Below are 22,922 nucleotides of genomic sequence, written 5' to 3' on the forward strand. Positions count from 1 at the left end.
GCCGTTCGGAAGGCGCCATCCATGACCAACCAGGACAACCGCGTTCTCGACGCCCTGAGGACCTCGCTGAAGGAGACCGAACGGCTGCGGCGTCAGGTGGCCGCGTCCCGGGAGCCGGTCGCCGTCGTCGCGATGAGCTGCCGCTACCCGGGCGGCGTCACCAGCCCCGAGGGCCTCTGGCGGATGGTGTCCGCCGGCGAGGACGCGATCGGCGGGTTCCCGGACGACCGCGGCTGGGACCTGGCGAACCTGTTCGACGACGACCCGGACAGTCACGGGCACAGCTACGCCCGTGAGGGCGGGTTCCTGGACGGCGTCGCCGGGTTCGACCCCGAGTTCTTCGGCATCTCGCCCCGGGAGGCGCTCACACTGGACACCCAGCAGCGGCTGCTGCTGGAGACCTCCTGGGAGCTGTTCGAGCGGGCCGGGATCGACCCGGCGTCGGTCCGGGGCAGCCAGACCGGCGTCTTCACCGGCGTCATGTACAACGACTACGCCGTCCGGGTGCGGCCCGTGCCCAAGGAGGTGGAGGGGCACCTGGGCAACGGCAGCGCCGCCAGCCTCGCGTCCGGCAGGGTGGCCTACACCTTCGGTCTGGAGGGGCCCGCCATCACCCTGGACACCGCCTGTTCCTCCTCGCTCGTGGCGATCCACCTCGCGGTCCAGGCGCTGCGCCGGGGAGAGTGCGCGATGGCGCTCGCGGGCGGCGTGACGGTGATGTCGACCCCCGTCCTCTTCGTGGAGTACAGCAGGCAGCGCGCGCTCGCGCCGGACGGGCGCAGCAAGCCCTTCAGCGACGACGCCGACGGCACCTCGGGGGCCGAGGGCGTGGGGCTGGTGCTGCTGGAACGGCTGTCGGACGCCCGGCGCAACGGCCACCGGGTGCTCGCGGTGATCAGGGGCACCGCCCTGAACCAGGACGGCGCCTCCAACGGCCTCACCGCGCCGAACGGCCTGGCGCAGCAGCGGCTGATCCGCGCGGCGCTGGCGGACGCCGGGCTGGCGCCGTCGGACGTGGACATGGTGGAGGCGCACGGGACGGGCACCCGTCTCGGCGACCCCATCGAGGCCCAGGCCCTGATGGCGACGTACGGGCAGGACCGCGAGCGCCCGCTGTTCCTCGGCTCGGTGAAGTCGAACATCGGCCACACCCAGGCCGCCGCGGGCGTCGCCGGTGTGATCAAGACGGTGGAGGCGATCCGGCACGGCGTGCTGCCCAGGACCCTCCACGTCCGTACGCCCAGCTCGCGGGTGGACTGGTCGGCGGGTGCGGTGTCGCTGCTGACCGAGCCGGTCGAGTGGCCGGGGACCGACCGGCCGAGGCGCGGGGCGGTGTCGTCGTTCGGCATCAGCGGCACCAACGCCCACGTCATCCTGGAACAGGTCGACGAGCAGCCGGCCGAGCACCCGGTCGGGCAGCGCGGTGAGCGGCCGGACAGGAGGCGTGGCGAGCAGACCGGCGAGTCGTCCGGGGAGGCACTCGGGGAGACCTTCCGGGAGGCGCTCACCGTGACCGGGCCGGAGACGCCGGAGATGTTCGCCTGGCCCGTCACCGCGCACGACGAGCGCGCCCTGCGCGGGCAGGCCGACCGGCTGCGCGCCTTCCTGGCGGAGTCGGACGCGTCCGCCGCCGACGTCGGGTGGTCCCTGGCGACCACCCGGTCGGCGCTGGAGCACCGCGCGGTGGTCCTCGGGCCGGATCGCGCCGGAATGGCCGACGGCCTCGCGGCACTGGCGGAGGGCAGGCAGGCCCCCGGCGTCGTACGCGGCCGGATGGCCGAGGGCGGCGTGGTCTTCGTGTTCCCGGGTCAGGGGCAGCAGTGGGCGGGGATGGCGGCGGGTCTGCTGGCGGAGTCGCCGGTGTTTTCGGCGCGGGTGGAGGAGTGTGTGGCGGCGTTCGAGCCGTTGGTGGATTTCCCGTTGGGGGAGGTGCTGCGCAGCGGTCCCGGTGGGGGTGCGGGGGTGCTGTTGGAGCGGGACGAGGTGGTGCAGGCGGCGTTGTTCACGGTGATGGTGTCGCTGGCGGAGGTGTGGCGGTCGGTGGGGGTGGTGCCGTCGGCGGTGGTGGGCCATTCGCAGGGGGAGATCGCGGCGGCGTGTGTGGCGGGTGCGTTGAGCCTGGGGGATGCGGCGCGGTTGGTGGTGGCGCGGGGTGGTCCGATCCGGCGGGTGCTGGCGGGTCGTGGGGGGATGGTGTCGGTGGGGTGCTCGGCGGGGGAGGCCGAGGGGTTGGTGGGGCGGTGGGGTGGGCGGTTGGTGGTGGCTGCGGTGAACGGGCCGCGGTCGTGTGCGGTGTCGGGGGAGTTGGCGGCGCTGGGGGAGCTTGCGGCGTGGTGTGAGGGGTCGGGGGTGCGGGTGTCGCGGGTGGCGATCGAGTATGCGTCGCATTCGCCGCAGGTGGAGGCGGTGCGGGAGGACTTGGCCGACGCTCTGGGGTGGGTGGAGCCTCGTCCCTGCGGGGTGGGGGTGTATTCGACGGTGACCGGGGGGCTGGTCGGGGGGGAGGAGTTGGGTGGGGGGTATTGGTTTGAGAATTTGCGGCGGCCGGTGGATTTCGCGGGTGCGGTGGGGTCGTTGCTGGGTGATGGTTACCGGTTGTTCGTGGAGTGTGGGGCGCATCCGGTGCTGGGGTTGGGGTTGCGGGGGATTGTCGAGGAGGCCGGGGTCGAGGCGGGGGTGGTCGGCTCGATCCGGCGGGGCGACGGCGGCTTCGCCCGGTTCCTGACCTCGGCGGCGGAGGCCTACACCCACGGCGCCACCGTCGACTGGACCGCCCTCTACGCCGGGACCACGGCCAGGCGCGTCTCCCTGCCCACCTATCCCTTCCAGCACGGCAGGTACTGGGTCGACGCTCCCGCCCGGCGGGAAGGGGACGCCGCGGGGCTCGGCCTGTCCGAGCCCGGCCACCCGCTGCTCGACGCCGCCGTCGACCTCGCGGGCGACGGGGGCGACGCGGGTGACGGGGGCGAGGTGTTCGTCGGGCGTGTCTCACCCGCCCTTCACGACTGGATCCCCGACCACGCGGTGGCCGGCACGGTCCTGTTGCCGGGCACGGCGCTGGTCGAACTGGCCGCGCACGCGGCGGCCCGCGCCGGGCTCGGCGGCGTCGAGGAACTGACCCTGCACGCGCCCGTCGTCGTCCCCGCCGAAGGCGACCTGACCGTGCAGATGATCGTGGGACCCGACGACGGCACGGGCCGGCGGTCCCTGACCCTGCACTCGCGGCCCGCCGGCGACGAGACCGGTGACGCCGCCGCCGACGGGCCGTGGACCCGGCACGCTGAAGGCGCCCTGCTGGCTGGCGCGCCCGGCGACCCGGACGCGCCGGAGTGGGACGACCTGCGGGGCTCCTGGCCTCCGCCGGGCTCCTCGGCGGTCGACGTCACCGGGGTGTACGACCGTCTGGACGAAGGCGGGTTCCACTACGGCCCCGCCTTCCGGGGGCTGCGCGGCGTGTGGCGGCGCGGCGAGGTGCTGTTCGCCGAGGTGGCGCTGCCCGAGGCCGCCCAGGCCGCCCCGCAGGGGTACGGCGTCCACCCCGCGCTGTTCGACGCCGCGCTGCACGCGATGCCCGCCGGCCAGGCGGCGACGGGGGAACAGACCGGGGAACTGCGGGTGCCGTTCGCCTGGCACGGCGTCGCGGTGCACGCCGCCGGGTCCGGCACCCTGCGGGTCCGTTTCTCCCGTACGGGTGACCAGAGCGTGGCGATCCTCGCCGCCGACGAGACCGGCGCGCCCGTCCTGACCGTCGAGTCCCTGGTGACCCGCCCGATCACGGCCGAACAACTGCAGGTGGCGCGGGCCCCTCACCGCGACTCGCTCTTCCGCCTCGACTGGCCGGCCCTCCAGCCGCTGCCCGCCCAGCGCGTACGGGCGGAGCGGTGCGCGGTGCTCGGCGGCGAACCCGCCCCCTGGGCGGCGCACCACTACCCGCACCCGGCGACGCCGTCCGGCCCACCGGCCGCCGCCTCGGCCCGGGTGGCGGCCGACGGAGCAAGCAGTGCGGCAGACGCACCGAGAGATTCGCCGGCCGAATCGGTGACGGACGCATCGGCTGAACCGTCTGCCGGCATACCGGGTGACGCGCTGGGCACCGCGCCGGTCGCCAAGTCGGCCGACGCTCTGGCGGATGCTCGGACCGGCTCAGCGGCCGGTGGGCTGGCGGGCGCACTCGATGGATTGCCGGAGTCCGGTGCTTCCGTGCCGGAGTACGTCGTGGTGCGGCTTCCCGAGCCCGCTCCGGGTGCTCCCGGGGGCGTCGCCGGAGCGGTCCGGTCGTCCGTCGGCGAGGTGCTCGCCCTGGTCCGGCGCTGGCTGGCCGACGAGCGGTTCGCCGCCTCCCGGCTGGTCATCCTGACCCGTAACGCGGTGGCGCCGGAGGGCGGCGGCCTCCCGGACCTGGCCGCCGCGTCGGTCTGGGGCCTGATCCGGTCGGCCCAGTCCGAGCACCCCGGCAGGCTGACGCTGGTGGACACGGACCGGACAGCCCGGTCCGCCGACGCGCTGCCCACCGCGCTGGCGTCCGGCGAAGCACAGGTGGTGATCCGGGAGGGCGTGATCCGGGTGGGCCGGCTCGTCCGGGCCGACGTCCAAGCCGACGTCCGGTCAGATGCCCACGCCGGCGTCCGGGCCGATGTTCAAGCCGGCGTCCGGTCGGACGCGGCGGCGGGGCGGCCGGCCGGGCCCGCCGAGGGAACCGTACTGATCACCGGAGGGCTCGGCACGCTGGGCGGCCTGCTGGCCCGGCACCTGGTCACCGCGCGGGGAGCGAGGCGGCTCCTGCTGCTGGGCCGCAGGGGTGGCGACACGCCGGGCGCGGATCGGCTCGTCGAGGAGCTGACCGCGCTCGGGGCGGACGTGACCGTGGCCCGGTGCGACGCGGCCGACCGCGCGGCGCTCGCCGACGTGCTGGCCGGCATCCCCGCCGAGCACCCGCTCACGACGGTGATCCACGCGGCGGGCCGCACCGACGACTGCGTCGTCTCGGCGCTGACGCCGGAGCGCCTGGACCGGGTGCTGCGGCCCAAGGTCGACGCGGTGGTCAACCTGCACGAGCTGACCCTCGGCCACGAGCTGCACGAATTCGTCTCGTTCTCGTCGGTGTCCGGCGTTCTCGGCGGGGCCGGGCAGGCGAACTACGCCGCCGCCAACGCCTTTCTCGACGCCTTCGCCGAATATCGCCGGGGCCTCGGCCTGCCGGGGCTGTCCCTCGCCTGGGGCCAGTGGGCGCAGCCCAGCGGCATGACCGGCGCGCTGGACGAGACCGAGCTCAGGCGGCTCGCCGCCGCGGGAGTCGTGGCGATGTCGTCGGAGGAGGCCCTGGCGCTGTTCGACGCCGCGAGCACAGCCGCGAGCACAGCCGCGGGCACAGCCGGAAGCGCCTGCCTGGTGCCGGCCCGCGTCGACTTCCCGGCGCTGCGCTCCATCGCGCGGGCGGGTCAGCTGCCGCCCGTCCTGCGTTCGCTCGTGCGTACGCCTGTCCGGGAGCCGAGGCAGGCACAGGGCACCCGGGGACAGGGCACCCGGGAACAGGGCGCGCCCGACTCCGTGTCCTGGCGCCGCGAGCTGGCCGCTCTGCCCGAGGCGGACCGGCCGGGCAGGCTCGTCGACCTGATCCGCGTCAAGGCGGCCCTGGTGCTGGGCCACCCCGAGTCCGCCGCCGGGGCGATCGACGCCGACGGCGCGTTCAAGGAGCTCGGCTTCGACTCGCTCACGGTCGTCGAGCTGCGCAACCGGCTGGCCGAGGTGACCGGCCTGCGCCTGCCGGCGACCCTGGTCTTCGACTACCCGACCCCCGCCGCGCTCGCGGCGCACCTGCTGTCCGAACTGGCGCTGGACGCGACTTCGGACACGGGCACGGGCACCGCCGCCGGCACGACGCCGGACGGCAGCGGCGAGGACGCGGTGAACGCCGCCGTCGAACACCTGCGCCAGGTGGTGGCCGCGCACCCGCTGGACGACACCGCACGCGGACACCTGGCGACCCGGCTGGGCGGTCTGTTGCGCGAATGGGCCGCCCCGCCCGCGGAACCGGCCGCCCGGCTGGAGTCCGCGAGCCCGGACGAGCTCTTCGCCCTGCTCGACCAGCAGTTCAACGGCCGCTGACGTACGGCGCCCGCCCACACGAACTCACGGAGGGTACACGCAGTGGTGGACACATCTTCCGCCTCGGTCGTCGAGGCGCTGAGGACCTCTCTGCTGGAGAACGAACGGCTTCGGATGCGCAACCGGCAGCTCGCCGCGGCGTCCCGGGAGCCGCTGGCGGTGGTCGGGATGGCGTGCAGGCTGCCCGGCGGCGTCCGCACCCCGGCGGACCTGTGGCGCCTGGTCACCGACGGCGAGGACGCCATCGGGCGGTTCCCCGAGGACCGCGGCTGGGACATGGAGACGCTCTATCATCCCGATCCGGACCACCCGGGCAGCTCGTACGTCCGGGAGGGCGGGTTCCTCTACGACGCGGCGGACTTCGACGCGGCCTTCTTCGGCATCTCGCCCCGTGAGGCCCTGGCGACCGACCCCCAGCAGCGGTTGCTGCTGGAGTGTTCCTGGGAGGCGCTGGAGAACGCCGGAATCGACCCGAAGTCGCTCGCGGGCAGCCGCTCCGGCGTTTTCATGGGGCTGATGTACCACGACTACGTGGGCAACACGAGCTCCGGCAGCATGGTCTCGGGCCGGATCTCCTACACCTTCGGGCTGGAGGGCCCGGCGATGACCGTGGACACCGCGTGCTCGTCGTCGCTGGTGGCCCTGCACTCGGCCATGACGGCGCTGCGCCAGGGGGAGTGCTCGCTGGCCCTGGTCGGCGGCGCCACGGTGATGGCCGGCTCCTTCTCCTTCGTCCAGTTCTCGCAGCAGCGGGTGGCCGCCCCCGACGGCCGGTGCAAGCCCTTTTCGGCGGCGGCGGACGGCTCCGGCTGGTCCGAGGGTGCCGTCGTGGTCGCGGTGGAGCGGCTCGCCGACGCCCAGCGGCTGGGGCACCGGGTCCTCGCGGTGCTGCGCGGCTCGGCGGTCAACCAGGACGGCGCGAGCAGCCGCCTCACCGCCCCCAACGGCCCGTCGCAGCAGCGGCTGATCCACCAGGCGCTGGAGAACGCGGGGCTGTCCGCCGCCGAGATCGACGTCGTGGAGGCGCACGGCACCGGCACCAGGCTGGGCGACCCGATCGAGGCGCAGGCGCTGCTCGCGACGTACGGCCAGGAACGGCCGGCGGACCGGCCCCTGCTGCTCGGCGCGCTGAAGTCCAACATCGGCCACACCCAGGCCGCGGCCGGCGTCGCCGGCCTGATCAAGATGGTGCTGGCGCTGCGGCACGGCCTGGTGCCGGGCACCCTGCACGTGGACGCGCCCACCCCGCAGGTCGACTGGACGACCGGGGCCGTGGAGCTCGTGACCGAGACCCGGCCGTGGCCGCGCACCGGCCGCCCGCGCCGGGCCGCGGTGTCGTCGTTCGGCCTGAGCGGGACCAACGCGCACATCATCGTGGAGGAGCCGCCCGAGCCGGCCGCCGCGGACGAGCCCGTCCCCGTGCCGGACGGGCCGCTGCCCTGGGTGGTGTCGGGCCGGTCCGCCGCCGCGCTGCGGGCGCAGGCGGCCACGCTTGCGGCGTTCGCGGAGTCCCGCCCGGACGTCCGGCCGTACGACGTGGGCCGGGCCCTGACCACGCGGTCGGCCTTCGAGCACCGGGCCGTCGTGGTCGGACGCGGCCGTGAGGAGTTCCTCGACGGCCTGGCGGCGGTGGCCGCCGGCGCCGACGCCGCCGGAGTGGTGCGGGGTGCGGCACGTGCCACCGGCCGCACCGTGTTCGTGTTCCCGGGACACGGCTCCCACTGGGCGGGGATGGGCGCCGGCCTGCTGGACACCGAGCCCGCCTTCACGGCGGAGATGACCGCCTGCGACGCGGCGCTGCGCGAACACGTCGAATGGTCGCTGCTCGACCTGCTGCGCGGCGCTCCGGGGGCGCCGGCGCTGGAGGGAGAGGACGTCGTCCAGCCCGTGGTCTTCGCCGTCATGGTGTCGCTCGCCGCGGTGTGGCGCTCCTACGGCGTCGAACCGGCCGCGGTGCTCGGGCACAGCCAGGGCGAGATCGCCGCCGCGTACGTCGCGGGCGCCCTCAGCCTGGAGGACGCGGTGCGCGTCGTGGTGCTGCGCAGCCGCGCGATCGCCCGGAGCATGACCGGGCGCGGCGCGATGGCGGTGGTGTCGGCCGCCGGCGACGTGGTCCGCGACCTCCTCGGGCCCTGGGAGGGCCGGCTGGTCGTCGCCGCCGTCAACGGCCCGGCGTCCACCGTCGTGTCCGGGGACGGCGACGCCGTCGGCGAACTGCTCGCCCGCTGCGAGGCCGACGGACTGCGCGCGCGCCGGACGTCGGTCACCTACGCCTCCCACTCGCCGCAGATGGACGCGCTCAGGGACGAGCTGCTCGCGGACCTCGCCCCCGTACGACCGAGGCGGTCCGCCGTCCCGCTGTTCTCGACCCTGACCGGAGACTGGGCCGACACCGCGCGGATGGACGCCGGCTACTGGTTCCGCGCCCTGCGGGAGCAGGTCCTGTTCGCCCCCGCCGTCGAGACGCTCGCGGCGCAGGGCTTCGACTGCTTCCTTGAGATCAGCGCGCACTCGGTCCTGGTGCCCGACCTGCAGCAGGCGCTGGAGGCCGGCGGCCGGCCGTTCTGCGTGGCCGGGACGCTGCGCCGCGGCCACGGCGACCGGAGCCAGCTGCTCGCGTCGCTGGGCGCGGCGTACTGCGGCGGAGTCGCGGTCGACTGGCGGGTGGCCTTCCCCCAGGAACCCGGGGGAGCAGGGGGAGCCGCCGACCTGCCGACGTACGCCTTCCAGCGCCGGCGGTTCTGGCTGAACACCGGCACGCCGGGCGGCCCGTCGGGGGAGAGCGAGCTGCTCGCGGCGCTGCCGTACGACGAGGACGACCACGACGACGTCCGCGAACGGCTGCTGTCCACGACGGGCGACAAGCGGGAGCGGGTCGCGCTCGAACTGGTCGTCGGCGCGATCGCCGGCGTGCTCGGGCACCACTCGACCGAGGAGATCCCCGCCGACGCCGACCTCCTGCGCCTGGGCTTCGACTCGCTGACCGCCCTGGAGCTGCGCAACCGGCTGAACCGGGCCACCGGGCTGGTCCTGCCGGTGAGCATGGCGTTCGACCACCCCACCCCGGTCGCCCTCGCCCGGTTCGTCCTCGCCGAGCTCGCCGCCACCACGGGAGCCGCCGGGGCGGAGGACGGCCCCGGCCTGCTGCGGATCGCGGCCGACCGCCGCCGGGGAGCAGTGGCGGACAAACCGATCCCGCTGTCGTACGCGCAGCAGCGCCTGTGGTCGCTGGAGCAGCTCGTGCCGGACAGCGCGGCGTACAACCTGACGCTGTCGGTCGGGGTGAGCGGGGAGCTGCTGCCGGAGGCGATGGAGAAGGCCGTCAACGAGGTCGTCAGGCGGCACGAGATCCTGCGCACCCGGTTCCCCAGCCCCGGCGGGAAGGCCCGGCAGGAGATCCTGCCGGAGCTGACGATCACCGTGCCGCTCGTCGACCTGACGGCGTCCGCGGATCCGGAGGCGGAGTACGCGCGGATCGCCGGCGAGGTGGCGCGGCGGCCCTACGACCTCGCCGAGGCGCCGCTGCTGCGGGTGACGCTGTTCCGGTTCGGGCCGCTCGACCACCGGATGCTGCTCGGCATGCACCACATCGTGGCCGACGTGTGGTCGGGCGGGGTGTTCGGGACGGAGCTGACCGCCGCCTACGAGGCCTACGTGAGCGGCCGCGACCCGGAGCTGCCGGAGCTCGCGGTGCAGTACGCCGACTACGCCCTCTGGGAGCGCGAGCGCTTCGCGGGCGAGGGGCTGGCCGCCCGGCTGGAGAGCTGGCGGCGGGCGCTCGGCGGTGATCCCACCGGAGTCGAGCTGCTGCCCGACCGGCCCCGGCCGGCCGCCCAGCGCTTCCGCGGCGGCAGCATGAGCTTCGAGCTCGGCGCGGAGCTGACCGGCAGGCTGCGGTCGCTCAGCGGCGAGCGCGGCGTCACCCTCTTCACGACCATGCTGGCCGCGCTCAAGGCCACGCTCTACCGGTACGCCGGCGACACCGGGAACACGGGCGACGTGGTGATCGGGACCGCGATGGCCAACCGGAACGACGACGCGGTGCAGGAGCTCATCGGGTTCTTCGTCAACATGGTCGTGCTCAAGACCCACGTCGGCGACGACCCCACCGTCGCGGAGCTGGTCGACCGGGTCGGCGAGACGGTCAGGCACGGCTACGACCACCAGGACGTCCCGTACGACGCGGTGGTCGCCGAGCTCGCCCCGAACCGGGGACTCACCGCGAACGCGCTGTTCCAGGTCGTCTTCGACATGAAGCGGCACCGGGCCGGCGCGGGGCGGGACGATCTGGCGGACATCGTCGAGGTGCACAACGACACCAGCAAGTTCGACCTGGAGGTGTCGGTGACCGAGATGTCCGACACGCTGCTGGTCGACGCCGAGTACAACAGCGAGATCTTCGACCACGACACGATCGAGCGGTTCCTCGCGGGCTACCAGGTGCTCCTGGACGAGTTCGCCGACCGGCTCGACCGGCGGGTGTCCGAACTGCCCGTGCTGCCGGCCTCGGCCGAGCGGGAGATCCTCCTCGACTGGAACGACACCGAGCGCGTCTACCCCGGCGAGCGCGTCCGGTGCCTGCACACGCTGATCGAGGAGACCGCCGACGAGCGGCCGGACGCGATCGCGCTGACCTTCGAGGGCGAGCACCTCACCTACGCCGAACTCGACCGCCGCGCGAACCGGGTGGCGCACCGGCTGCGGAGCATGGGAGTGCGCCCCGACCAGCCGGTCGGCATCTGCGCCGAACGCTCCCTGGAGATGGTGGTCGGCCTGCTGGCGATCCTCAAGGCGGGCGGCGCGTACGTGCCGATCGACCCGACGTACCCGCGCGAGCGCGTGGCCTTCATGCTCGCCGACGCGGAACCGGCGATCCTGCTCACGCAGCAGCGGCTGGTGGACGGCCTGCCGGAGCACGGCGCGGTGGTGGTCCCACTCGATCGGGCCGGGGAGTTCGACGCCGAGCCCGGCTCCCGTCCGGAGAACATCGCGGGGCTGGACGACCTGGCGTACATGATCTACACGTCGGGCTCCACCGGGCGGCCCAAGGCCGCCATGATCACGCATCGCGGGGTGGTCAACCGGCTGCACTGGCAGCAGGACTACTTCCGGCTCACCCCCGACGACCTGGTCCTGCAGAAGACGCCGTTCAGCTTCGACGTGTCGGTATGGGAGTTCTTCTGGCCTCTCATGATCGGCGCGCGGATGGTGATCGCCCGTCCCGAGGGACACAAGGACCCCGAGTACCTCGCCGACACGATCCGGGAGCACGGGATCACCACGCTGCACTTCGTGCCCTCGATGCTGCGGATCTTCCTCCAGCACCCCGGCATCGAGGACTGCCGGTCCGTCACCCGGGTCATCGCCAGCGGCGAGGCGCTGCCCCTCGCCTCGATCCGCTCCCTGTACGAACGCCTGCCCGCCGCGACCCTGTACAACCTGTGGGGGGCCACCGAGTGCTCGGTCGACAGCACCTGCTGGGAGTGCCCGCGCGACCCTGAGACGTCCGTGGTCTCGATCGGCACGCCGATCGCCAACACCCAGGTGTACGTCCTCGACCGGAACATGCGGCCGGTGCCGTTCGGCACGCCCGGCGAGGCGTACATCGGCGGCGTCGGGGTGGGCCGCGGCTACTACCGCCGGCCCGAGCTGACCGAGCAGCGTTTCCTGCCGGACCCCTTCCGCTCCGAGCCCGGCGCCCGGCTCTACCGCACCGGCGACCTCGCGAGGTTCCGGCCCGACGGGACGATGGAGTTCCTCGGCCGCACCGACTTCCAGGTGAAGGTGCGGGGGATGCGCATCGAGCCGGGGGAGATCGAGGCGGCCCTGGCCGAGCATCCCGCCGTGCGCGACGTCCTGGTCGTGGCCCGCGACCTCCCGCACGACGCCGAGAGCAAGCAGCTCGTCGCGTACGTGGTCCCCGAGGACGGCTTCGAAGACGGCACGGTCGACTCCGCCGCGCCGTCGGCCGTGGCGGCCTGGCGGGACCTGTTCGACCAGAGCTACCAGCGGGAGGCCGCCGGCGCGGCCGACTTCAACACCATCGGCTGGGACAGCAGCTACACCAGCGAGCGGCTGCCGGACGACGAGATGCGCGTCTGGCGCGACTCAACGGTGGAGCGCATCCTGGCCCTGCGGCCCCGGCGCGTGCTGGAGATCGGCTGCGGCACCGGCATGCTGCTCGCCCGGATCGCCCCGCACACGACTGCGTACTGGGCGACGGACCTGTCCGGCAAGGCCCTCGACTACGTGCGGGAGCGCCTGGTGCCCGATCTGCCGGACACGGTGGACGTCCGGCTGTTCGAACGGGAGGCCCAGGACTTCACCGGCCTGGACGGCGAGCGCTTCGACGCCGTGGTGATCAACTCGGTCGTCCAGTACTTCGACAGCCCGGGACACCTCCGGGAGGTGGTCGACAGGGCGCTGGCGTGCCTGCGGCCCGGCGGCGCGCTCTTCCTCGGCGACCTGCGCAGCCTGCCGATGCTCCCGGCCCTCCACGCGGAGATGGAGCTGGCGCGGACCGAGCCGGGGCTCACGGCCGGACGCCTGCGCGAGCGCATCCGCCGGCGGGGGGCGTACGAGCGTGAGCTGCTGCTCGCGCCGGAGTACTTCAGCGCACTCCGCGAGGAGGTCCCGGCCATCAGCCGCGTGGAGATGATGCTCAAGCGCGGCGACCACCACAACGAGCTGACCCGGTACCGCTACGACGTCGCCGTCCACGTCGGAGAGCCGGCCGGCGCCCAGCCGCCTCCGGAGACCGTCCCCTGGACGTCGGTGGACGAGGTCCGCGGCCTGCTCACCGGCCGCCGGCCGGACGTGCTGCGGGTCGACGGCGTGCCCAACGCCCGGGTCGCCTCGGTCAACGCCCTCCTCGCCGCGATGGACGGCGCGCCGGCGGACACCCCCGTCGACCGGCTGCCCCGTACGGAGGACCCCTCCGGGGTCGAGCCCGAGGTCTGGTGGCGGCTGGGCGAGGAGCTCGGCTACGAGGTGAACGTCGCGTGGATGGGCGGAGCGGCCGACGGCTCCTACCGGGTGACGCTGCACCGCCCGGAGGCCGGTCATCTCGTCGACTGGACGGACCCGGGCGAACCGGGGCGTCCGGCCGGGCAGTACGTGAACAACCCGCGGCTCGCCGCGCTCAGCCGCTGGCTGAGCGGCGAGGCCGGGAGCTTCCTGCGGGAGAAGGTGCCGGACTTCATGGTGCCCTCGGCAGTCGTCGCCATCTCCGAGTTCCCGGTCAGCGCCAACGGAAAGCTCGACCGTGACGCGCTGCCGCCGCCGGAGCTGGGCGTCGAGCCGGAGCAGGGCGTCGTCGCCCCCCGCACCGAGACGGAGCGGCGGATCGCGGACATCTGGAAGGAGGTGCTCGGGGTTCACGAGGTGAGCGTCGACCGGGGCTTCTTCGCGATGGGCGGCGACTCGCTGCTCGGCATCCAGATGGTCAGCCGGGCCAAGGCCATCGGCCTGGCGCTCAGCCCGCAGGACGTCTTCCAGAGCCACACCATCGCCGACCTGGCGGCCCTGGCCGAGTCACGCGGCCGGGTGGACGTCGCGAGCGCCGGCCAGCGGGACCAGCGGGTGCTGGAGTGGGCGCGGTCGCGCCACCCCGGCGCGGAGGACGCCTACCCGGTGACCGGCATGCAGCGGTACATGCTCGACCGGATCCGGCAGCGTCCGGGATCCGGCGTCTACGTCACCCAGCAGTCCTTCCGCCTCTCCGGCCAGGACTTCGACCCGGTCGCGCTGGAGCGGGCCTGGCAGCACACCGTCGACCGGTTCCCCAACCTGCGCTCGGCCTACGTCCAGGACGAGGCCGGCGAGTGGGTCCAGGTCGTTCAGCGGGACGTGCGGCTGCGGATCGAGACGCACGACCTCCGGGGCCTGCGGTCCGTCGAGCAGGAGCGGCGGCGGCACGCCCACCTCGAGGCGGCGCGGCGCCGCGGGTTCACCGGCCCGCCGCCGCAGGTGCGGCTGCTCCTGTTCCGGATCGAGGACGACGTCTACGACTACGACCACTTCTTCTGCATGGCCGCCCAGGACGGCTGGAGCTACCAGATCATGATGCCGGTCCTCCTCGCCGCCTACGAGGCGTACCGGGCGGGCGGCGAGCCGGTGGACGAGCCCTTCACCTCGACGTACGGCGACTTCTGCGTCGAGCAGAGCCGTCGGGACATGACGGAGGCGGAGGCGTTCTGGCGGCGTGAGCTCGGGGCCCTGCCGTCCGCGGGGACGGCCGCAGGGGCGTCCGGGGTGCCTTCCATCACCCTGCCGGCCGCGGAACGGCCGGCCGACCACGTGACGCCGCTGCTGCAGGAGAGCGTGACGGTCCCGCCGGAGGTGGCGAACGGGCTCCTGGAACTGTCCAGGGCACACGGCTTCAGCATCAACAGCGTGCTGCATGGCGCGTGGGCCGTCATGCTCAGCGCCATCACCGGCTCGCGGGACGTGGTGTGCGGCGCGGTCTTCTCCGGGCGGGGCAGCACGTCGGTCGAGGTGGACCGGGCGACCGGGCTGGTGTTCAACATCCTCCCCCTGGTGGCCAGGGTGGACCCCGACGCGCCGATGTTGCCGTGGCTGGCGGAGATGCAGGAGAAGATCTCCGCGATCACCGACCACGAGTACGTGCCGCCCGCGGCCCTGTACGGGATCACCGGCGCGCCCACCGGGGAACCGCTCTTCGAGAGCTACCTCGTCAGCGAGAACCTGCCGAAGCTGACCGAGAACCTGCTGCGGTTCATGTCGGTCCTCGGGGCGATGCCGGCCCAGGTCCTGGCCCAGACGGACCACCCGCTCCGGGTCGAGAGCGCGATCTCGGGGGACTTCATGCAGATCTCCCTCAACCACCTGTCCGGCTACTTCCCCGAGGGCGCCCCCGCCCGCTGGCTCGCGGCGTACGTACGGATTCTGGCGGCCGTCGCCGCGGACCCGGGGGGCCGCATCGGGGATTACCTCCCCGGCCTGTCCGCGGTCCGGACCGGCGGCAATTGATCTCAGAAATCGGCGGGCGATCCGCGGGGTCGCCCGCCGGGCGCGCAGGACGAAACGGAGGCTTCACCCATGAGCGTGGTGACCGGATCAATCATCATCGACGCCGACCCGGAGGCGGTCCTCGCCATACTGCTGGACCTCGCCGACTACCCCTCCTGGCAGCCCGGCGTCGAGCGGGTCGACATCGAGGACACCGACGAGCGGGGACGTCCCCGGCAGGCCACCTGGCACGCCAAGGCCATGGGGCTGCGGGCGACGCATTCCCTTCGTTATGAGTATCCGGCGGACGGCTCTTTCGAATACCACCTCGTCGGCAGCGAGGTGATGACCCGGTTCGATTTCAGTTGCACCGTCACGGGGGACGGCGGGGGAAAGAGCGAGGTGAGCGTCTCGCAGGAATTGGGCATCAAATGGGCGATGCCGGAGGCCATTCTGAACAAGAATGCGCGGAAGGGGATCGGAAAAATGCTGGACGCGCTCAAGCGGAAGGCGGAGCAGGACCACCCCCGGTGATTTGACGGCCCCGAGTCCCCCCGCCGGTACGGCGTTCCCACCCTGCCGGCGGTCGGGCCTCGCGAGTTCCCCCGCCGCAATGGCCGGCATTTAAAACGGTCCAATGCGGGACGGCCGCGCCCGGGCCGCGCCGCTCCAATTCCCGACAGTCGCAATTGACTCCTACAAGATCGGCTGTGTACTGTTGGGGAAACGCGAGTTTTCCAGTTGATGTGTGAAATCTCAACTAAAACTCTGCGCGGGGAGTTTCTGGCTGTGGATCAGCACCGGGGGAAAGGTGGCTGTGGAATGGGGTTACTTGACGACTTGGAGAGCCATAACGAGCTCGCGGCGCTGCTGCGAGCACTGCGAGAGGAAGCCTGCCTGACTCAGGAGGAGCTGGCGGAGCGGTCGGGGGTCAGTGTCCGCGCGATCTCCGACCTGGAACGGGGGCGGACGAAGAGACCTCACCGCAAGTCGGTGAGCCTCCTGGCGGAGGCCCTGATGCTGGAGGCCGACGCGTCGGAGAGGTTCCGGCAGGTGGCCCGGCGGCAGGCCGCCGGCGCTCCGGCCACGCCTGCGCGCCCGCACATCGCTGTCGGGACCCCTCCCGTCGGGGAGTGCCCGCCGAAGGGTGTGTCACAGCCCGCCACGGCAGAGCTGATCGAGTGGATGTACCAGGTCCTGGTCGAGCAGCCGACCCGCCAGCGCGGCCGGGACGAAGTGGGGTCGTCCGGGCCGAGGGTGGTGCAGCTCGTCGGCGGCTCGGGCGTCGACAAGGCCGCGGTCATCGTGCAGGCGTCGGCCCGTTTCCGGAAGTACTTCCCGGACGGCCAGTTCTACGTCAACGCCGAGGGGGGCGCGCGCGGGCCGGCCGGGCTGGTCAGCTCCCTCTCCCGGGTGTTCGGCGTCGGCAGCCGGCATCCCGGCACCCTGGTGGATCAGACCATGACGCTCCAGGCCATGTTCCGCTCGCGCCGGGCCCTGGTGGTCCTGGACAACGTGGCGGACGCGGCGGAGGTGCGCCCCCTGCTCGCGACCGACGGCAACTGCGCGGTGATCGTGATCGCGCAGAACAGGCTCGATCTCTTCGAGGGCGTCTGGACGGTTGGCTTCTGCCCGCGCGACCGTTCGGGCGACACGCAGCCCGTCCTGCTCAGGACGGGCTGATCCGGCCGGCGTCATCCGGGGTCCGGCGGGCGGCGTGTGTCAGGCGTCGCCGCCGGGCGTCCAGTTCCGTACGGCCGGGGCGTACCCGGCCGGCTTGTCCCCGACCTTGACGCCGGGGCTGACCAGCCAGCCCTGGTAGCCCGGCGTGAACATCTGGTAGACCGACGGGGGCGGCACGGAACTCGCCTCGTCGAGGCTCGCGCGCAGCTCGGCCGGCAGTTCGAAGCCGAGGGCGGCCACGTTGGCGTCAAGCTGCGCGGCACTGCTCGCGCCGACGATGGCCGCCGCGATCCCGGGCTGGGTGGCGACCCAGTTGAGCGCCACCTGGGCCATCGTCACGCCGAGTTTCCCGGCGACCTCTTCGAGTGTCGCGAGAATCCGCCACTCCCGGTCGGTCCAGGAGCGCCCGGGTGTGCCGTCGCCGCCGAGCCTGCCCTCCCCGGCCAGGCCGCGGTCCGCGGGCCGGTACTTCCCGGTCAGGAAGCCGCCGCCGAGCGGGCTCCACGCGGTGATGCCGAGACCGAGGCTCTGGCCCATGGCGACGTGCTCCAACTCGATCGTCCGGTCGACGAGCGAGTAGGGGAGCTGCAGGCCGACCATCGGCGCCAGGGCGTGCGCCTCGGCCAGGGTCTGCGCTCGCGCCGCGTACCAGCCGGGCACGTCGGACAGGCCCGCGTACCGGATCTTCCCGGCCCTGGTGAGGTCGTCGAAGGTCCGCAGGACCTCCTCGACGGGCGTGACGCGGTCCCAGGTGTGCAGCAGGAACAGGTCGATGTAGTCGGTGCGCAGGCGGCGCAGCGACGCCTCGACCGCTCTGATCATGTGCTTGCGGCCGTTGCCGCCCGCGTTCGGGTCTCCGGGGTCGACGCTGTTGGTGAACTTGGTGGTGAGCACCACCCGGTCGCGCGCCCCGGCCTCGGCGATGAGGGCGCCGAGGATGGTCTCGCTCTCCCCGGCCGTGTAGAAGTCGGCGGTGTCGACGAAGTTCCCGCCCGCTTCGAGATAGCTGCGGAAGATCGGGCGGGCCTCGTCCTCGGTCCTGCCGTACGCGGCGTGGAAGCCGCCGGTGCCGAAGTTCATCGTGCCCAGGGCGAGCCGGCTGACCCGCAGCCCGGAACGGCCGAGCAGGTAGTAGTGGTCGAGAGACATGGGGAACCCCTTCGTTCGGAAGGACGGCGAGTGTCGGACCGCGCGGTTCCGTCAGCTTGCGCGAGATAAAATGGACCAGCAAGTCCAAAATTCCAGGGAGGCATCATGCGCACGCTGACCCGCAAGGGGGCCGCGACCCGGCAGCGCATCCTGGAGGGCGCGGCGGCGCTCATCCGTGAGCACGGCGTGGCCGACACCACCCTGAACGACGTGCTGGCCGGCACGGCGACGAGCAAGAGCCAGCTCTTCCACTACTTCCCGGGCGGCCGGGAGGAGCTGCTGCTGGCGGTGGCCCGGCTGGAGGCCGACCGGGTGCTGGAGGACCAGCGGCCCCAGCTCGGCGACCTCACCTCCTGGCCCGCCTGGCAGGCGTGGCGGGACAAGGTCGTCGACCGTTATCGGCGGCAGGGCCGCCTGTGCCCGCTCAACTCCGTCACCTCCCACCTCGGCAGCCGTACGCCCGGCGCCCAGGCGGTCGTCACCGAGCTGATGCGGAGCTGGCAGGCCGAGATCGCGGCGGGCGTACGGCACATGCGGGACGCCGGGGAGATCGGGCCGGACGTGGACCCGGACCGCGCGGCGGCCGCGCTGCTGGCGGGCATCCAGGGCGGCGTGCTGATCCAGATGTCCACCGGCGAGACCACCCATCTGGAGGCCGCCCTGGACATGGGCCTCGCCCACCTCCGCGCAGGCCGGGCTCGGCCTGGTAGGGTGGCAGACGGTTTGTGATCGGAAGAGGAGACCAGACGTGGCAGGTGACGACGACATCTCCGGGTGATACCGGAGGGTGACGGCCCCGGCAGGCGTGTGACTGACCGCTGTCGGCGTGGCCTCATGTCGTCGTTTCTCCAATTCCCGTCTCACCGGGCTTCTCCGCACGCCCGGGTCACACACCGAGGTCTCTCCAATGTCTGACGCGTTCATCGTCTGCTCCGGCCTGTCCTTCTCCTGGCCCGATGGCACGCCCGTCTTCACCGGCCTGTCCTGCACCGTCGGCGGCGGCCGTACCGGGCTCGTCGCCCCCAACGGCGCCGGCAAGAGCACGCTGCTCAAGCTGATCGCCGGCGAGCACCGGCCGACCGCCGGGGGCGTCGCCGTCGAGGGCGAGGTCGGCTACCTGCCGCAGAACCTGCCGTTCACCGCCGGCCTGACCGTGGCCGAAGTGCTCGGCATCGCCCCGGTGATCGCCGCCCTGGACGCCATCGAGTCGGGCGACGCGAGCGAGGAGCACTTCACCGCGATCGGCAACGACTGGGACATCGAGGAGCGCACCCGCGCCCAGCTCGACCGGCTCGGCCTCGGCGACCTCGCCTTCGACCGCACGCTGGGCACCCTGAGCGGCGGCCAGGTCGTCTCGCTCGGCCTGGCGGCCCAGCTTCTCCGGCGGCCCGACGTGCTGCTGCTCGACGAGCCGACCAACAACCTCGACCTCGCGGCGCGGCGCAGGCTCTACGACGTGCTCGGCGACTGGACCGGCTGCCTGCTCGTGGTCAGCCATGACCGGGCCCTGCTCGACCGCATGGACCGCATCGCCGAACTGGAGCAGGGCGAGATCCGCTTCTTCGGCGGCAACTTCACCGCGTACGAGGCGGCCGTACGGGCGGAACAGGAGGCTGCCGAGCGGACCGTGCGCAGCGCCGAGCAGGAGCTCAAACGGGAGAAGCGGGAGATGCAGCAGGCCCGCGAGCGCGCCGAGCGACGGGCGGGCAACGCCGCCCGCAACCTCAAGAGCGCCGGCCTGCCGCGCATCGTCGCCGGCAACATGAAGCGCGGTGCGCAGGAGGCGGCCGGGCGGGCGGGCCAGATGCACGCCGCCCGCGTCGGCGACGCCAGGGCCAGGCTCGACGAGGCCGAGCGGGCGCTGCGCGACGACCAGCGGATCACACTGGAGTTGCCGGGCACGAACGTGCCCGCCGGGCGCACGGTCTTCCACGGCGAAGGACTGCGGGCCCGCGACCTGTTCGCCGGACCGGGTCTCGACCTGACCATCCGCGGTCCCGAGCGCATCGCGCTGACCGGTCCCAACGGCGCTGGCAAGTCCACCCTGCTGCGTATCGTCGGCGGCGACCTGGCACCTGACGGCGGCACGCTGCGGCGGGCCGACGGCCGGGTCGCCTACCTGTCGCAGCGGCTCGACCTGCTCGACCTCGACCGCACGGTCGCGGAGAACCTGGCGGCCTACGCCCCCGGCATGCCTCCGGCGGAGCGGATGAACCTGCTGGCCCGCTTCCTGTTCCGGGGGGCGCGGGCCCACCTGCCGGTGGGCGTGCTGTCGGGCGGCGAACGGCTGCGCGCCACGCTGGCCTGCGTGCTGTGCGCCGAGCCGGCCCCTCAGCTTCTGCTGCTCGACGAGCCGACCAACAACCTCGACCTGGTGAGCGTGGCACAGCTGGAGAGCGCGCTCACCGCCTACGAGGGGGCGTTCGTGGTGGTCAGCCACGACGAGCGGTTCCTCGCCGAGATCGGGATCGAGCGGTGGCTGGAGCTCTCCGGCGGCCACCTCCGCGAAACCCGCGGCCCGGCCCCCGCCTGACCCTCCGGGGGGGGGCGGTTCTGGCACAGCCGAGGTGGCTGCGGCGAGTTCAGTCGCAGCTGCCGGGGGTGTCGCGATCACCGCCGTTGTCGCGCTGGTGGCCGCGGCGGGCGTCGCGGTCGAAGATCCCGATGATCTCACACGGGCCGCCTTCGGCGCCGATGGCGTGCGGAATCATCGTGGGGAACTCGGCGGCCTGGTTGGTCTCCACACGCAGGCGCCGGTGGCCCAGCATGAGGACCGCGGTGCCGGAGAGTACGACCAGCCATTCCCGGCCGGGGTGGGCGCGCATGCGGGAGGGGTTGTCGGGCGGTGGCTCGGTCATGCGCTGGCGCACGACGCTGATGCCGGGGTCGCCCTTCACCGGCCAGCGCATCAGGCCGTGGGCGCCGTCGATCATCGGGCTGATGACGACGTCGTCGGCGGCGGTCTCGACGAGCTGGTCGAGGGTGGTGTCCAGGGCGCGGGCGAGGGTGACGAGCTGGTCCAGGGCGAGGCGACGCTGACCGTTCTCGATGCGGCTCAGTGAGGACTGGCTGAGATGGGCCCGGGTGGCCAGTTCTTCCAGGGACCAGCCCTGCGCCACCCGCAGGGCGCGGAGGCGTTTGCGTACGAGGCTGTCCAGGTCCCCACTTTCTTGCTCCATGCGCAACATCCTATGCCTACTCAGCAATGGCGGCCTAGTGTCCTGCGCAGCGGGTCCCCCAAGCTACCCGGGGCCACGCATCAGGAAGTGAGAGAGGACCACATGAGTACGAACCAGCCCGCACAGGTGGCGGCCGCTGACGGAGACGGCGGAGCCGCACTGGATGCGCGTCGGCTGCGCGCCGTTCTGATCGCCGTCTCCATCGCGCTGATGGCCGTCATCGCGTCGGTATCCGGACTCAACGTCGCCCAGACGCACCTGGCCGTCGAGTTCGGCGCCTCGCAGAACACCATCTTGTGGATCATCAACATCTACACTCTGGCCCTGGCCGCGCTGCTGCTGCCGCTCGGCGCGATCGGTGACCGGCTGGGCCGCAAGCCCATGCTGGTCGCCGGTCTGAGTGTCTTCGGCATCGCGGGCGTCGCGGCGGGCCTGGCTCCGACGGCCGAGGTGATGCTCGCCGCCCGCGCGGCGAGCGGAATCGGCGCCGCGATGGTCATGCCCATCACTCTCGCCGTCATCACCTCCACCTTCCCCGAGGAGGAACGCGGCACGGCGATCGGTGTGTGGACCGGCGTCGCCGGAGGTGGCGGCGTCCTGGGCATGTTCCTCTCCGCGCTCCTGGTCGACGTCGCCGACTGGCGCTGGCTGTTCGCCCTGCCCGTGGTCCTGGTCGTCGTGGCCCTGGCCATGACGCTGAAGTCGGTCCCCAACTCCCGTGAGAGGTCCGCCCACAGCTTCGACTCCATCGGCGCACTGGTGTCCATGGTCGCGGTCGCCGGGCTCATCTTCGCCCTGCAGGAGGGTCCCGAGCGTGGTTGGACCGCGCCCGCGACTCTGGTCGGCCTCGCCGCCGGTCTCGTCGCCGCCGTCGGCTTCGTGGCCTGGGAACTACGCCGCCGGGACGCCTCGCTGCTGGACGTGCGCCTGTTCCGTGAGCGTGGTCTGGCCGGTGGCTCGATCACACTGCTGGTGGTCTTCGGTGTCCAGGCGGGCATAGCCGTGGTCCTCTTCCCGTTCCTCCAGGCCGTCCTCGGCTGGTCGGGGCTGCTGTCCACGCTGGCTCTGATGCCCATGGCCGTGACGATGATGGCGAGCTCCGGTCTCGCCCCCAAGCTGGCCGTACGCATCGGCTCCCGTCCGACCATGGCCGCGGGCGTCGCGCTGGGCGGCGCCGGACTCGCTCTCATGGCCGTCTTCGTCTCCGCCGACGGGGGCTACCTGACCATCCTGCCCGGCATGCTCGCCATGGGCATCGGGATGGGCTTGTCGATGACGCCCTCCACCGAGGCCATCACCGGCTCCCTGCCGCGCGAGAAGCAGGGCGTCGCCTCCGCACTCAACGACGTCACCCGCGAATTCGGGACCGCCCTCGGCGTCGCTCTGCTCGGCGCGCTGCTGTCCGCCGGCTACCGTGGCGCCATCGACGACAGGCTGGACGGGATCCCGCCGGAGGCCGCGAGGACGGCCCGGGAAGGCATCGCCAACGCCGTCGAGGTGGCCGGCGGCGCCGGCTCGTACGCGCGGGACCTGCTCCACGCCGCCCAGCAGTCCTTCGTCGACGGCTGGCAGCAGGCCATGTGGGCAGGCGTCGCCGTCATGGGTGCTCTGTTCGTCTACGTCACCCTGCGCGGCCCGAAGAACCCCGCCTCCACGACGGCCGGAGACACCGGGACCACCGGGCCCGTCACCGAACCGCAGTCGGCCGCCCGGTGATCGGCATCGCGAGTAGCAACCCGCACCCGGTCAGGGCAACGGTCACGCCGTCGGAGAAGACCGAGTTGTGCGGTTTGACCGATTTGAGACTCAGGTTCGCCTGAAGCGCGGCCGAGACCG

The 22,922-nt window shown here is 73.0% G+C and carries 9 protein-coding genes; 7 read left to right on the forward strand and 2 right to left on the reverse strand.

Features of this window, described 5'->3' with window-relative positions; genetic code table 11:
• Positions 1-21: 21 nt before the first annotated feature.
• The 4 genes from HHX37_RS10695 to HHX37_RS10710 all read left to right on the forward strand — a co-directional run bounded on the left by HHX37_RS10695 (position 22) and on the right by HHX37_RS10710 (position 16,758).
• Positions 22-6,105, forward strand: coding sequence for a type I polyketide synthase (locus tag HHX37_RS10695; protein ID WP_182885286.1), 6,084 nt, complete (start codon positions 22-24; stop codon positions 6,103-6,105).
• A 45-nt stretch (positions 6,106-6,150) separates the two neighbouring features.
• Entirely contained in the window at positions 6,151-15,096 is an 8,946-nt protein-coding gene (locus HHX37_RS10700; protein WP_182885287.1) for a non-ribosomal peptide synthetase/type I polyketide synthase, read from the forward strand.
• A 69-nt stretch (positions 15,097-15,165) separates the two neighbouring features.
• Entirely contained in the window at positions 15,166-15,609 is a 444-nt protein-coding gene (locus HHX37_RS10705; protein WP_182882185.1) for an SRPBCC family protein, read from the forward strand.
• A 288-nt stretch (positions 15,610-15,897) separates the two neighbouring features.
• Positions 15,898-16,758 (forward strand): helix-turn-helix domain-containing protein, encoded by an 861-nt coding sequence (locus tag HHX37_RS10710; RefSeq protein WP_182882186.1) that lies wholly within the window; start codon positions 15,898-15,900, stop codon positions 16,756-16,758.
• Positions 16,759-16,797: 39 nt separating this feature from the next.
• Here HHX37_RS10710 and HHX37_RS10715 read toward each other — a convergent pair whose 3' ends face one another.
• On the reverse strand, positions 16,798-17,907 hold the full coding sequence (locus tag HHX37_RS10715) for an aldo/keto reductase (RefSeq protein ID WP_182885288.1): 1,110 nt from the start codon (positions 17,905-17,907) through the stop codon (positions 16,798-16,800).
• Positions 17,908-18,012: 105 nt separating this feature from the next.
• Between HHX37_RS10715 and HHX37_RS10720 the strand changes: the two genes are divergently transcribed.
• Together HHX37_RS10720 and HHX37_RS10725 are read left to right on the forward strand one after the other, a co-directional pair.
• Positions 18,013-18,636 carry a TetR/AcrR family transcriptional regulator gene (locus tag HHX37_RS10720; RefSeq protein ID WP_220502758.1) on the forward strand — a complete coding sequence of 208 codons (624 nt, stop codon included), beginning with the start codon at positions 18,013-18,015 and terminating at the stop codon, positions 18,634-18,636.
• A 178-nt stretch (positions 18,637-18,814) separates the two neighbouring features.
• Positions 18,815-20,440: an ABC-F family ATP-binding cassette domain-containing protein gene (locus HHX37_RS10725; RefSeq protein ID WP_182885289.1), complete on the forward strand. Its 1,626-nt coding sequence runs from the start codon at positions 18,815-18,817 to the stop codon at positions 20,438-20,440.
• A gap of 49 nt (positions 20,441-20,489) precedes the next feature.
• Here HHX37_RS10725 and HHX37_RS10730 read toward each other — a convergent pair whose 3' ends face one another.
• The gene (locus HHX37_RS10730; RefSeq protein ID WP_182885290.1) at positions 20,490-21,086 is read right to left on the reverse strand and encodes an XRE family transcriptional regulator; all 597 of its coding nucleotides are present in this window, start codon (positions 21,084-21,086) and stop codon (positions 20,490-20,492) included.
• Between the two features lie 102 nt (positions 21,087-21,188).
• Here HHX37_RS10730 and HHX37_RS10735 point away from each other — a divergent pair, with 102 nt between their 5' ends.
• Positions 21,189-22,802, forward strand: a complete 1,614-nt coding sequence (locus HHX37_RS10735; RefSeq protein WP_182885291.1) for an MFS transporter — start codon at positions 21,189-21,191, stop codon at positions 22,800-22,802.
• The last annotated feature ends 120 nt before the right edge of the window (positions 22,803-22,922 follow it).

It is taken from the genome of Microbispora sp. H10885 (genome assembly GCF_014161415.1).
Lineage (GTDB): Bacteria > Actinomycetota > Actinomycetes > Streptosporangiales > Streptosporangiaceae > Microbispora > Microbispora triticiradicis.